6 protein-coding genes and 1 pseudogene are annotated in these 13518 nt (G+C 71.8%); 4 read left to right on the forward strand and 3 right to left on the reverse strand.

Annotation, left to right across the window (positions count from 1 at the left end):
* Positions 1–55 precede the first annotated feature (55 nt).
* Positions 56–1351: pseudogene (locus CP973_RS41165) on the forward strand (condensation domain-containing protein); the annotation flags it as partial.
* Between the two features lie 53 nt (positions 1352–1404).
* Here the strand turns inward: CP973_RS41165 and CP973_RS30030 are convergent.
* Together CP973_RS30030 and CP973_RS30035 are read right to left on the reverse strand one after the other, a co-directional pair.
* Positions 1405–3474 carry a PIG-L family deacetylase gene (locus CP973_RS30030; protein WP_244410099.1) on the reverse strand — a complete coding sequence of 690 codons (2070 nt, stop codon included), beginning with the start codon at positions 3472–3474 and terminating at the stop codon, positions 1405–1407.
* Complete coding sequence (locus CP973_RS30035; protein WP_150247018.1) at positions 3467–5317, reverse strand: stealth family protein; 1851 nt, start codon at positions 5315–5317, stop codon at positions 3467–3469. Before CP973_RS30035 ends, CP973_RS30030 begins: the two co-directional genes overlap by 8 nt.
* A 268-nt stretch (positions 5318–5585) precedes the next feature.
* On the opposite strand from CP973_RS30035, the gene CP973_RS30040 reads away from it, so the two are divergent.
* Both CP973_RS30040 and CP973_RS30045 read left to right on the forward strand, forming a co-directional pair.
* A complete protein-coding gene (locus CP973_RS30040; RefSeq protein WP_150247019.1) occupies positions 5586–6578 on the forward strand; it encodes a hypothetical protein in 993 nt (330 codons plus the stop codon).
* Positions 6578–9406, forward strand: coding sequence for a stealth conserved region 3 domain-containing protein (locus tag CP973_RS30045; protein ID WP_150247020.1), 2829 nt, complete (start codon positions 6578–6580; stop codon positions 9404–9406). The genes CP973_RS30040 and CP973_RS30045 overlap by 1 nt, the downstream gene beginning before the upstream one ends.
* Before the next feature lie 183 nt (positions 9407–9589).
* Here the strand turns inward: CP973_RS30045 and CP973_RS30050 are convergent, their stop codons facing one another.
* Positions 9590–10096 (reverse strand): hypothetical protein, encoded by a 507-nt coding sequence (locus tag CP973_RS30050; protein ID WP_150247021.1) that lies wholly within the window; start codon positions 10094–10096, stop codon positions 9590–9592.
* Positions 10097–10550: 454 nt separating this feature from the next.
* Between CP973_RS30050 and CP973_RS30055 the strand changes: the two genes are divergently transcribed.
* Positions 10551–13442 (forward strand): hypothetical protein, encoded by a 2892-nt coding sequence (locus tag CP973_RS30055; RefSeq protein ID WP_244410102.1) that lies wholly within the window; start codon positions 10551–10553, stop codon positions 13440–13442.
* The last annotated feature ends 76 nt before the right edge of the window (positions 13443–13518 follow it).

Below are 13518 nucleotides of genomic sequence, written 5' to 3' on the forward strand. Positions count from 1 at the left end.
CCTCTCCCCGCCCCAGTCCCGTCTCTGGACCGTCAATTACCTCGGCGGCGGGAGCCCCGACTATGTCAGCGCCCTCCTCTTCGCCTTCGAAGGCCCGCTCGACACCGAGGCGCTGCGAACGGCCCTCACCGACCTCACCACCCGCCACGAAATCCTGCGCACCGTCCTCCCCTACGGCGAAAGCGGCCCGGAACAGCGCATCCTCCCCGCCGACACCGCCCCCTTGGACTTCCGCACGACCGTCCTCGACGAGGAAGCGGACCTGGACGCGGAACTGGACGCCGCCGTCTCCGCCGAACTGGCCACCCCCTTCGACCTCCAACGCGACCTCCCCCTCCGCGCCCGTCTGTACCTCCACGACGAGAAGCGGCACACCCTCCTCCTCGCCATCCACCACGTCGCCTTCGACGGCCACTCGGCCGCCCCGCTCCACCGCGACCTGGCCGTCGCCTACACGGCCCGCGCCGCAGGCCAAGCCCCCGCCTGGCCCGCTCCCGCCCCTCAGTACGCCGACCACACCCTCGCGCTGCACCACCCCGGCGCGGACCGGGACCGGCCCGACAGCCCCGCGGCCCGCTACTGGACCCGCGAACTCACCGGCCTCCCCACCCCGCTCCCCCTCCCCCGGACCAACCACCCGTCCCACCCCGCACCACCCGGGGCAGCCGCCACCATCCCCCTGACCATCGACCCCCGCCTGCACACCGCCCTGGAAGCCGCGGCCCGGCAGTGTTCAGCGACGACTTACATGGCCGTGCACGCGGCCTTCGCGGCCGCCCTCACCGCCGCCGGCGCGGGCCACGACATCCCCGTGGGCGTGCCGTTGAGCGGGCGCGACACCCCCGGCCTCGACAACCTCGTCGGCTGCCTGGTCAACACCGTCGTCCTGCGTACCCGTACCTCCGGAGACCCCACTCCCCGCGCCCTGATCACCCAAGTACGCGACCGACTGCTGGCCGCCCACGAACACCGGTCCCTCCCCTTCGACCACCTGGTGGGTCTCCTCAACCCACCCCGCTCCGCAGCCCACCACCCGCTGTTCCAGGTGGCGTTGACCTATCTGCACCACCCGACCGGCGCCGACGCCCCCCACTGGCCGGAGCCCCTGGCCGTCCGCCTGGCCCCGGTCCACCGCCCCCACACAGAGCTCGACCTTCTCCTGGAACTCCACGAACAGCGCACCCCGGACAACGAACCGGCCGGTATCACAGGGCAGTTGACGTACGCGGCGGGCAGGTTCACGCACGAGACCGCGGCCTTCCTGCACGCCCGCCTCACCACGGCCCTCACCGCGGTCCCCCACCTCGACGCGCCGTTCCCCCTGCCCCAGGACGTCCGCCCGGCGGAATGACCGGCCCCCTCCTGGACGGGTGACGGGCTCCCCCAGGAGGGGTGACGGGCTCCTCAGCCCGCCACCACCTCACTGTGCAGCGTCGCGTCCGGCGCGAGCCGGACCAGGACCGGGCGGGCGTCGGTGGTGCCGGTCAGGCAGACGGTGCCGACGACCCGGCCGGCGGCGGTGGACCAGCGCGGAGCCTTGCGGGCGCCGAGGGTGGCCAGGCTGGTGCTGCCGCTGTTGTTGCGGGCCGCCAGCAGGACGCCGTCACGGACGGGGTGGAGGGTGAGCGCGCCGTACCCCCGGGCGACCAGCCCCACCTTCTCCGGCCGCCATGTGCCGCCCGCGGCGGGCAGCGTCCAGGCGAGCGGGCGGGCACTGCCGGCCTCCCGGAACGCGAGCAGGACCGTGCCGTCGGGGCGGGCCAGCGCCGTCGGCGGGTCGGCGGGCGCGGGCAGCCCGGTCGGTACGAGCGTGAAGTCCCCGCCGGGCCGCTCCTGTGCCCAGTGATGGACGGTGTCGTGCCCCGCGCCGAACAGGTGCACCCGCCCCCGGCTGTCGGTGACGGCGCTCAGCCCTTCCTGGACCTCGGCGCCGCCCAGGTCCGTCCAGCGGTCCCAGTCGCCGTCCGTGTACCGGCGGACCGCGACGCCCTTGGCCCAGGTGCGCGCGAAGAGGTACGTGGTGCCGTCGGCCCGGGTCACCACGGGCCCGCCGACGCGTCGGCCGTGGTCCGGGTCGGACTCGGGGTTGCCGAGCGAGGTCCAGGCGCCGAACGGCCCGCCCGCGCGGGTCTGCTGCACCATGACGATCTCGCGGCGGTTGTCGCGGCCCGTGTGGCCGAGGGCCGCGATCCGCTCGGCGAAGAGCTGCCAGCGGCCGTCCCCGGTCAGGGACGCGGTCAGCCCGGGCAGCAGCCCGTCGCCCCCGAGCAGCCTCGGCCCGGTCCACTTGCCGCTGCCGCGGGCGGTCTCCTGCCACATGGCGGCCTGGTCCCCCAGGACGGCGAACGCGGTCAGCCGCCCGTCGGGCGCCGGGCTCGCCTGCGGACCGGCGGCGGGGTGGCGCGGCGAGGTCCGCTGCAGCCAGCCGGTGCCGTAGGAGCGGTCCTGGCCGACGTCGTAGTCTCCGCAGCCGGCGGCGAACCCGCAGGAGTCGGGGTGCCCCCCGTACGCGTTGAGCACGTCGGCCTTGGCCCTGATGAGCTGCTTGGGCAGGTTGTGCGGCCAGCGTTCGTTGTAGTAGCCGCGGTAGGCGGCCACCAGGTGGGGATCGCTGCCCCGGCGGCTCCGGTAGCGCGCGAGGGCGGCGTAGGTGAACAGCGCGGCGGCCGTGTGGTCCGGGTGGTCCGAGTAGCCGCGCTGGTCGTGGTGGACCCGGTGCTCCTTGTCGTGGACCTGCATGTCGGGGTCCGGGTCCATGGTCCGTACGAGCGTGGGGCGGTACCGCTCCAGCAGGTGGACCAGGGCGTCGGTCAGGCTCGCCCGGGTGACCTGGTGCGGATCGCGCACGGGCGAGCCGGTGGAGACGAGGGTGCTGGTGACCATCGACGGGTCGGACCACAGGTCCGGCAGACCACGGCTGCGCCCGGCCGCCCCGCCGGCGTGCTGCCGGATGCCGAGGAAGACGAGCTGGAGGCCGGGGTGGCCCGCGAGCGTGTCGGTCTCGACGAGCGTGCCGTCCGGCAGCCTGTCGGCCTTCAGCTCCCAGCGCGCGTCGGGCCGGCCGGTCGCCATGAACGAGTACGCCTGGCGCAGGCCCTGCCGTCGGGCACCCGCGTAGGCGGCGACATCGGCCTTCGGCGCCGTCCCGCTGCCCGGGACCTTGTTGCGGCCGCCGCTCTCCCCACCGTTCAGGTAGACGGTGGCGAGCTGGTCGTTGGCGTCGATGGACTGCTGGAGGTCCGGGTTCATGAAGTACAGGTCGTCGTCGGGGTGGGCGACGATCTGGAGGACCCGGGCACCGCTCTTGCCGTCGTCCGCGGCGGCCACCGCGCCGCGCTTGTCGCCCGGCGCCGTACGGGCCCGCGGGCGCTCGGCAGGCCCGCCGCACCCCGCCACGGTCAGGGCGGCGAGCCCCAGGGCGACGGCGCGGCGGGTGGGACGGAACGGGCCGGCGGCTTCCATGTGCTCACGCATGCAGTTCGTACCGGCTGGGGACCGGGAAGTACGCCTCCAGGAACGGGCGCAGCAGTCCGGTGCGCTGCTCGAAGTCGTCCTCGGTGGACAGGGTGTCGTTGAGGCAGAAGACGCTCTTGTCGCGGTGCAGCAGGAGCCGGTCCAGCCGGTTCGCCGCGTTCGGCTTCGAGACGTCGATGTAGACGTAGGGCAGGTCGCTGGGCAGCGCGCGCCGGGTGTGGAACGCGTAGTAGTGGTACAGCGAGGACGGGATGGAGATGTCCTCGTCGCTGCGGAACCGCTGGGCCGCGGTCCTGCGGTGCTGCTCGGCGAACTCCTCCTCGATCTCGGCGAGGACGTTGCGGTTCAGCGCGTGCGGCACATGGCGCATCTTGCGCACCGGCGTGGTGCCGAAGCGCTCCTGGATCAGCGCGCGGTTGTTCTTGCCCGCGACGGAGACCGGTACGTCCTCGGCGGAGGGCGGGCCGAGCGGCACCAGTGCGGGCGAGGGGAAGCACTTGGTCAGGCCGTTCGCGAGGAAGAAGTCCTTGGGCCACATCTCGGCGCCCAGGAACACATCGTCGTTGAAGTACAGGAAGTGCTCCGAGAGACCGGCTATGTGGTGGAGCTGGCTCTCGATGGCGTGCGAGTTGAACGTCGGCAGCACGCTGGGGTCGGTGAAGATCTCCCGGTGGCTGACGACGGTGATGCCCGGCTGCCGGGTGTCGAGCCAGGCGGGGGTCTGGTCGTCGGTGACGAGGTAGATGTTGCGCACCCACGGCGCGTACATCGCGAGCGAGCGCAGGGAGTAGCGCAGCTCGTCGTGGTTGGCGTACCGCGCCGCGTTGGCCGCCTCCTCGTGGTACGCGGTGCCCGAGTAGCGGGCCCGGCGGCGCTGCCAGGCCGAGTCGGCGCCGTCGACCCAGGTGTAGACGACGTCGACGGGGAAGGCGACGTCGTGCGGCAGGACGGTGGTGAACTCCTCGCGGGTGCGCACCATGAGGGGGGACACGTCGCGGGTGCCGCTGGGCGCGGTGAAGGTCGCGGCGGGAACCTCCACGGAGGGGGCGTCGGCGGCCACGGACTCGGTGACGTCGTTGCGCCGCGGAGCCACCAGCCGGCCGTCCTCGGGCGCCCAGAACTCGATGTCGCAGCCGTGCTCGGGGCCCAGCACCAGGCGGCGGCTGCGCTCCGTGCGGTACCAGAACAGCCGCAGCGACTCGGCGCGGGCGTGGCGGCGCCAGCCCGCGGCGGGGTAGGCGGGGGCGACCCGTCCGCCCTCGCCGCTCTGCGGGCCGAAGTAGGCGGGCAGGGTGCGGCACAGCTTCTGCAGGGCGGCCAGGGTGCGCGCCCGGTCGGCCGCGGAGACGGCGACGGTGGTCGCGCCGTCCAGCCGGCTGCGTACGCAGAAGTAGTCGATCTCCGCGCCCTCCAGGGCCGCGGTGACCGCGCCCAGGTTGGCGCGGCGCGCGGTTTCGGGAGAGAGCCGGTCCTCGACGAAACCGACCCGGGGACGCCCGTCGACGGACAGGACGACTCCGCCGGAGGCGGTGATCAGGGAGCGGTGGCGCGTGGTGAGGGCGGTACCGCGCACCTGGCTCAGGGGGCGTCCGGCGGACGCGGTGCTCAGCGCCCGCTTGATGCTGCGCCGCATCTCGGGCGAATACCGGCCGGCGATGGCCTTGCGCACCTTCTTCGGCAGCACCTTGCGGTAGACGGCGACGAGGGCCGACGCCTCGGCGTTGGCTCCCCCGTCGACGCCGGGCACGGTGCCGGCCGGCTGCTGCGCAGCGCCCCGCACGGCCTGCGGTCTGCTGCCCGGCGCGCGCCGCTGGCCGGCGCGCGACGCCTCGCTCTGCTTCATTCCCTCGGTTCTCCCCGTTGCGGAGTCGTGCATCGACACGGCGGCATACCAGCCGTTTATTTATCCTTCACCCTATATTCATGTTCAAAAGGGGTGAATGTCGGGGTAGTCCGCCCGCCCTCGCCAGGTAAGAGGACGTAAGGGGCGCTTGGGATGCCTACCGGCAAAGTGATCTAGATCTCTTATTGGCTCCATCGAGAGATTTGCCGTGTCAACGCATCCTTGACACCATGCGCTGGCCGGTCCGAAGGAGAGAAGACGAAGCACCATGAGCGAAGCTCTGCTGTCCCACGCAGTAGGGGCGGTCAAGCGCGCCCGCCGTACGGCCGGCCGGGTCCGCCGCCGCGTGGAGCGGATCAACACCGTTCCGGTGCTCGGCACCCGCGGCCAGCCCCGCGCCGCGCTGCGCCCGGTCCACCTCTCCGTCCTCGGCGGACGCACCCTCAACATCGCGGTGCCCTGCCCTGCTGATCACACCGCCCCGGACGCGGCTCTCCTCGTACTGGAACACCGCGGCCTGCGCCGTACGGTCGCGATGGAAGCCGAACCGCAGCCGGACGGCACCACCCTGCTCACCGCCACCGCGTCGCTGCGTCACGCACGCCACGACCCCGGCCTCGACGGTGTGCGGCTCGACGACGGCGTGTGGCGGCTGAGCGTCGCGGTGCGTGACGCGTCCGGCACTCGGCGCACCCTCGGCGTCTCGGCGGCGGAACCGTACGCCGCCAACGGCCCGACCCTCCCGCACCCGCCGAGCACCACCAGCGGCACCGTCTTCCGGCCGGTGCGCTCCGTCGACGGCTACGCCATGATCAAGGTCTCCGGGCCGCGCGAACAGGCCGAGCTGGACACCTTCGACCTGCGCTGGGACCGCGTCACGGTCCGGGGCAGGCTGCTCGCCGCCCGCGGTCCCAAGGACCAGTACCGCGCCGAGGCCGTCCGCCGCGGCTCGGGCGCCACCGTCCCCGTCGACATCACCTGGGACGGCGACCACTTCACCTTCGACGTGCCGCTCGCCGCCATGGCCGGCGGCACCCGTGCCCAGCGCGTGTGGGACATCCAGCTGCGCCGCGGCCGCAACCGCATCAAGATCTGCCGTCGGCTCACCGACGTGCGGCACCCGAGAAAGGTCTTCCGGGTGCCCTTCCGCACCATCGCCGTCGAGGACGGCACGCTGCTGCGTGTGCACGCCCATCTCTCGGCCACCGGCGCCTTCGCGGTCAACTGCACCGCCTTCACCACCACCGAGGAATCCGCCTGATGAAGATCACGTTCCTGCTCACCTGGGGCGACGAAATGGGCGGCACGGAGATGGCCGCCTACACGCAGGCGGCACACCTCGCTCCGCGCCACGACGTCGAGGTCATCAGCGTCTTCAAGACCCGCGAGGAGCCCTTCTTCAGCGCCGGCCGGGCGATATCCCGCCGCTACCTGGTCGACCGCACCGGTCCGTACGGCAAGCCGGTACGCGCCAGCGACCTGGACGAGGCGGCCTGCCGTACGCTCACCTCGCTGCCCAGCGAACTGATCAAGCCCGCCTGGGAAGCCACCTTCGACCGGCTCTCCGACATCGAGATGAGCGCGGCGCTCGGCTCCCTGGAGACCGATGTCCTGATCACCACCACGCCCGCGCTGATGGCCGCCGCGGCCGAGCTCGTCCCCTCCCGGGTCATCACCGTCCACCAGGAACACCGCGCCTCCCAGCTGCGCGGTGTCAGCGGTGAACCCCTGCTCGTCTACGCGCCCCGCATCGACGCGCTGGTCTCCCTCACCGAGCGCACCAACGACTGGTTCGCCGACTCCCTCGGCGCCGCGGCCCCCGAGCTCACCGCCATCCCCAACGCCGTTCCCAGCGGCTTCCGTCCCCGCTCCGACCTGGACGGCAAGGCCATCGTGCTGGCCGCGCGCATGACGCCGGAGAAGCAGCTCGACCACGCCATCGAGGCATTCGCCACCATCGCCGACGAGCACCCCGGCTGGGTCATGCGGATCTTCGGTGACGGGCCGCAGGAAGTACGGCTGCGCCGCATCATCGACGGCCTGGCCCTGCACGACCGCGTACAGCTTCTCGGCCGTTCCTCCGACATGGAGCAGGAGTGGGCCAAGGCCGGACTGGCCGTCCTGCCCTCCCGCAACGAGGCGTTCCCCCTCGTCCTGCTGGAGGTCTTCGCCGCCGGCGTGCCCGTCGTCGCCTACGACATCGTCACCGGCCCCGCCGAGATCATCCGGCACGGGGTCGACGGACTGCTCGTCCCCGCCGGCGACAAGGAGTCGCTGGCCGTCGCCATGAGCAAGCTCATGGAGGACGACGACCTGCGCCGCTCCTACGGCGCGGCCGCCCGCCAGGGGGTCCACGAGCGCTTCGGCGCCGAGGAGATCACCAAGCGCTGGGAAGAGCTGTTCACCCGCCTCGTGGCCCGCCGCGACGACCCCCGCCGGCTGGCCGAACGCGCCGACCGCACCGCGCGCCGCGTCGCGGCCGGCGGCAGCCGCAGCTTCAACGTCGCCGCTCCCGTCAGCGTCCTGTCCGGCTCCGCCGACGAGCAGAAGGCCCGCGAGGTGCTGCTCCAGGCCCAGGACCGCACCGGCACCCTCGTACGCTCGGCCGGCCGGCTGGCCGAGGTGCGCGACGACGTCCACGCCCCGCGCATGGCGGAGTGGAACCTGGAGATCGCCACCGACGCGCTGGCCGCCCACGGCATCCCGTACGTCCTGCTGCGGGACGGGGGCACCTCCTACCGCGTCGCCGTCGAGGTGGAGCACCGTGCGCGGGTCCTCGAAGCGCTCGCCACCGACCTGCACGGCAAGCCCGTCTACGCCGAACTGATCACCCCGCGCGGCGCGGCACCGGGAGCGGTGCTCGCCGAGCGGCTGCGCGAGGCCGGTGACGTGGCCGGTCTCCGGGTCTTCAAGCCGCTGGTCACCGAGAGCCGCACGCTGCGCTACGGCCCCGCCTTCGGCTGCACCGTCGAGTTCTGGGCCGAGAACGACGAGACCGAGGAGCTGCCGGGCTGGCGCAGCGCCCCGCGCGGCACCACCCTCATCGGTCCGCGGGTGCCGTCCCTGAAGGCCGACGCGACCCTGCGGGTCGGCGAGCGCGACCACCCCACCCTCGCCGCCTTCACCGACCGCCTCATGTGGGACATCGACTTCCCCGTCGACGTCGTCTACACCTGGGTCGACGACACCGACCCCCGGTGGCGCGAGCGCCGGGACGCCGCCAAGCGCGCCGCCGGCGTCGGCATCGACGCGGACAGCGGTGATGTCCGCTTCCGCAACCGGGACGAACTGCGCTACTCCCTGCGCTCGCTGGCCATGTACGCGCCGTGGGTGCGCAACATCTACCTCGTCACCGACGATCAGGTGCCTGCCTGGCTGAACACCGACCACCCCGGCATCAAGGTCGTCAGCCACCGGGAGATCTTCGCCGACCCGGACCAGCTGCCCACCTTCAACTCGCACGCCATCGAGAGCCAGCTGCACCGCATCGAGGGCCTGTCGGAGCACTTCCTCTACTTCAACGACGACGTCTTCCTCGGCCGGCCGCTGACCGCCCGCTCCTTCTTCAACAGCAACGGTCTGGCGAACTTCTTCCGCTCGCCGACCGCCGTCCCGCCGAGCGAGCTGTCCGAGGACGACGAGGGCTACTTCGCGGCCGGCAAGAACAACCGGTCCCTGCTCCAGCGCCATTTCGGGCGAACCGCCACCCACGGCTTCCTGCACGCTCCGCACCCCCTGCGCCGCAGCGTCCTCGCCGAGATCGCCGAGAAGTTCCCCGAGGAGACCGCGGCCACCGCGGCCAACCGCTTCAGGGGGTCCACGGACCTGTCCATCGTCTCCTCGCTGCACCACCACTACGGCTACCTGACGGGCCGCTCCACCCCGTCGACGATCAGCTGCTCCTACATCAACGCGGGCGACTACACCCACCACTCCCGCCTGAGTCGCATGCTCGCCACCCGCAGCCACAGCGTGTTCTGCATCGGCGAATCCGCGAACGCCGAAGTCCCCGCCGACGAGCAGGACCGCGTGCTGCGCGCCTTCCTCGGCGCGTACTTCCCGGTCCGCTCGCCCTACGAGAAGAGCTGACCCGACGAGAGAATCCGGCCTCGTCACCGGCTGAGGGCCGGGCGCACCGCTGTGGCGGCGCGCCCGGCCCTCAGCGGTTTGCGCTCATTCGGACTGCAGAGGCCTACGACAGCGATGGCGGAACGGGGCGGCTGAGCGCGGAAGCGCATCCGTGGTGGGCTTGCCCGAGTCGTGCGGGTTTGCCTACTTGCTCGTGCGGATCTCGACCAGGTTGTACTGGTTGGCCGGGACGAGGGGCTCCCCGACCGCCGTCCACTCGCCGCTGGGGACCTCGATGTGCTGATCCTTGCCCTTGGGCGCAGTCAGGGTGACGTCGGCGGAGTGATCGGCCGATCCCTTGACGGCGTGGACGGCAGGCATTTCCAGGCTGAGGAAGCCGGAGGACCCGGTGGTGCGGAAACAGGTCGTCTTGCCTCCCCGCCACTTCACCTCCAGCAGCCCGGTGCCGGAAGAGCAGGCGACGAGCATGACGTGTCCGTCACCGCGCTTGAGGATGATCCCCGTCTCTTCCTTGATCTTCTCGGCGTTCGGGTAGTCGAAGCCCTCCACCGCGTGACCGGGTTCGGCGTCGGCCGCCGTCTCCAAAACGTCGGGGTTCCGGGTGTGGGAGGAGGCCGTGGTGGCCACGACCGTCGCGGCGCAAGCCGCGACAGCCGCAGCGGTGACGATGATCCGCCGTGCGAGCTTCATGCCAAAGCCCTCGTGATGACAGTGGGTCGCCCGGTTGCCGTGCGCCTGCCCGGGCATGGGGCGGCGGGCGGGAGCCCAAGGGGCAGTCCGATCTTGGAGATGCCAGATCCAAACACATGCCGTCACTTGCCGCCAGGGCAACAAGCAGGACATCAGATGATGAATCACGCCAAAGCCTGTATGTACCTTTTCTTATTTCTTACTTAGGCATCTACCGGCAGAAAAGATCCACTCCGCATGCTTAGGATCGCGTCGCCTGTCGTGTTCCTGCCGTGTCCAAGGGCCGGCGGTCCGAGGCATGGCGGCACCAGGCACACCTCTTCGTCCGCAGATGCCGCCACCGGCAGGCCGCCTCCAGGCATCGAATCGAAGGACCGTTTTGGACACCACTTTTTGGAGCAGACGGCGCGTTGTCGGCGCCCTCGCTGCCACCGCGGCCGTCGCTGCCTCAAGCATGGTCCTCAACCCCGTCGCCGCCTGGGCCGACGCTCTGCCGGAGGGCGGTGATCCGCTTCGCCTCCCCGACACCGACCGGGCGAAAGCCGTCGCGGCGTGGCTGACGGGTGGCAGGACCACCCGCGCCGCCGCGGAACTGGCGCTGATCGGTTCGGACGCCGACGTCCAGACCTTCCTGACCGTCGAGTTGCCCGCCGCCACGGCGGAGGACAACCGCATCGCCGTTTCGGCCGCCCTCGCCGCGGCGGGCAGGGGCACCCGACGCGACGCCGGTGCGGCCCTCGAACACGGTGACGCCGCCATCACCGACTACCTCAAGGGTGGCTTCAAGGCCGGCATTCTGGAGGACCTGAGCGTGGCCACCACCACCGTGATGGCCGCCGGCGGCAAGGCCGTACGCAGGGACGGCAGCGCCGCCCTGGACGCGGGCACCAAGGAAGCGCTGGAGAAGTACCTCTCCGACGGCCAGTACGCCGCCCGCCTGGAAGACATGACCGTCGAGGTGTCCAGCCTTCTCGTGGGTGCGGGCCCGGAGATGAAGAAGTACGCGTCGCGGGCCCTGGACGGCACGCCCGGCGACATCGAATGGTTCCTCGACACCGGCCAGCACATCGCCCGCGCCCGTGACCAGGAAGCCGCGTCCATCGGAGAACTCGTCGCGGTCGTCGAACGCGAGGGCAAGAAGGCCGACGCGAAGACGAAGCTGGCCGAGGAGGCCGCCACCCGCGCCAAGGCCGCTTCCGAAGAGGCCAAGAGGGCGGCGGACAAGGCCGCGGCCCAGGCCAAGGCAGCGGAGAACGATGTGGCCAAGTCCGGTAAGGCAGCGCGAAAGGCCGCCGGGGCAGCGCAGGGGGCAGCCAACGCGGCCCGGGTGGCCATCCGCGCCTCCCACGCCGCCGTACAGGCCTCCCGCCGCGCCGCCTACGCCGCCACCGCGGCGAGCCACGCCGCGGCCATCGCGGGGTCCGCCGCCTCCGCGGCTTATCGTGCGGCCATCGCTGCCTCCAAGGACGCCTCCCAGGCATCGGCCGCCAAGAACGCCGCCATCGCCGCCCGCGACGGCGCTGCCAAGGCCCGCTCCGCGGCGAAGGCCGCCGACTTCGCGGCCACCGCCTCGGCCCAGGCGGCAAGCGCCGGGTCCGCCGCCGCCTCGGCTGCCCGCAACGCGTCGGCCGCCGCGAGCGCCTCCGCCACGGCGGCCTCCGCTGCGGGGGCGGCGCAGGCACAGGCGGCGGAGGCCAAGCGACAGGCCCGGATCGCGAGCAGCAACGCCGCGATCGCCACCAACGCCGCCGGCACCGCACAGGCGCTGGCCAACGCGGCGGCGTCAGCCGCCCGTACCGCACGCGACGCCGCGAACAGTGCGGCCGAGCATGCGGAGAAGTCCGCCGAGGCCGCCGAATCGGCCGCCAAGTACGCGGGCCAGGCCGTCGATTACGCGAACAAGTCCACTGCGTACGCCAATGAGGCCGGCAAGGCCGCGGACACCGCCGTCGAGGCCGTGAACAAGGCGATCGAGGTGGAAAAGCAGGCGCGGGAGGCCGAATGGCAGCGTCTGGACGAGGACAAGAAGCAGGCGGTGGAGGAAGCACGCCTGCTCGCGCAGATCGAAGAACAGGAGAAGGCGGATCTCGCCGAGAAGCGCTCGCAGGCCGAACAGACCCAGCAGGCGACGAAGGACCTCATCGCTCAGGCGGAGTCGGCGCTGAAGTCCGGCAATACGGTCCTTGCCACCACCCTCGGCCGCAAGGCGGCCATCGCCCTGATGAATGCCCACGGTTCCTGGTCACGTGAGGCCGCGCGGTACGCCCTGTCCGGCACGGATGCCGACATCCACGCCTGGGTCGACACCGATCGCCTGATCGCACAGCGGCAGGACGACCGGGAGACCGTTCTCTACATCGCCCGGGTGTCCACCCCGGACGTCTCCGAAGCCGCGACCAAGGCTCTGCAGAGCGACGATCCGGACGCCGCCACCAAATTCCTCGTCACCGGCGTCATCGAGGCCGCGATAGACGACAACACGGTGGCGGTCGCCCGTGTCCTGGCCTCCAACCCCGGCAAGGCGGTGAAGAAGGCTGCGTCCGACGCCCTGGACGCCGGAACCGCCAAGGCCGTGTACGGGTTCTTCAGCAGTGCGATGGAAACGGCGCTGCTGGAGGACGAATCGGTCGCCACCACCGCGCTGATGGCCAAGGGAGGCCCCTACACCAAGGCCCACGCCCAGGCCTGCATTGGAAGGGCCGGCCTGGATGCGCCGCACCTTCCTCTCCACCGTCCAGTACAAGACCGCGCAGCTCGATTACGATTCCGCCACCCACATCGCCGCCATGCAAGGCGCGATCGCCGGTGCCGCGAAGATCGCGCACAAGGCGAAGGAAACGGCCGAGCGCGCGCAGGAGGCAGCGGCGCGCGCACGCAACGACGCCACCAAGGCGCAGGAATAGGCCAGCCAAGCCCAGAAGTCGGCCCTCCAGGCCGAGGAGTACCGGAAGCAGGCGGACGCGAACGCGGACGCCGCCGAGCAGTCGGCCAAGGACGCCCAGGAATCAGCCGACAAGGCGAAGCAGGCAGCCGCCACCGGCCGCACGGCCGCACGCATGGCAAACTACTCCGCCAACGTCGCTGTGAGTGCCGCTCGCCGCGCCGTAGCCTCCGCCAACTCGGCCCAGGCGTCGGCCGTGTCCGCCCGCGCCTCCGCCATTCAGGCCGGAAGGGACGCCAGGACAGCGGCAGTAGCCGCGACCCAGGCGCACCAGATCGCTGCGGCCAAGCGCACGGCCGAACTGGCCGAAGCGGCCAAGAAGGCGGCCGAACAAGCGCGCAAGGCCAAGGAGTCCGGAAAGAACCCCGTCGACACCCCGGAGAACGACAAGACCGACGGGCTTGATTGGGATATCAAGCTGGCTCGGGACCTGGCCGACATCTCCAGCGACGTCAGTACCATCACCGCGTGGGTCGCTGCC

This window comes from Streptomyces albofaciens JCM 4342, from assembly GCF_008634025.1.
In the GTDB taxonomy this organism is placed as follows: domain Bacteria; phylum Actinomycetota; class Actinomycetes; order Streptomycetales; family Streptomycetaceae; genus Streptomyces; species Streptomyces albofaciens.

Bases quoted from the DNA above. Each gene is read 5' to 3' on its own strand.
- CP973_RS30040 (WP_150247019.1), top strand. From the start codon at position 5,586: ATGAGCGAAGCTCTGCTGTCCCACGCAGTAGGGGCGGTCAAGCGCGCC.
- CP973_RS30045 (WP_150247020.1), top strand. From the start codon at position 6,578: ATGAAGATCACGTTCCTGCTCACCTGGGGCGACGAAATGGGCGGCACG.
- CP973_RS30055 (WP_244410102.1), top strand. From the start codon at position 10,551: ATGGTCCTCAACCCCGTCGCCGCCTGGGCCGACGCTCTGCCGGAGGGC.
- CP973_RS30050 (WP_150247021.1), bottom strand. From the start codon at position 10,096: ATGAAGCTCGCACGGCGGATCATCGTCACCGCTGCGGCTGTCGCGGCT.
- CP973_RS30035 (WP_150247018.1), bottom strand. From the start codon at position 5,317: ATGAAGCAGAGCGAGGCGTCGCGCGCCGGCCAGCGGCGCGCGCCGGGC.
- CP973_RS30030 (WP_244410099.1), bottom strand. From the start codon at position 3,474: ATGCGTGAGCACATGGAAGCCGCCGGCCCGTTCCGTCCCACCCGCCGC.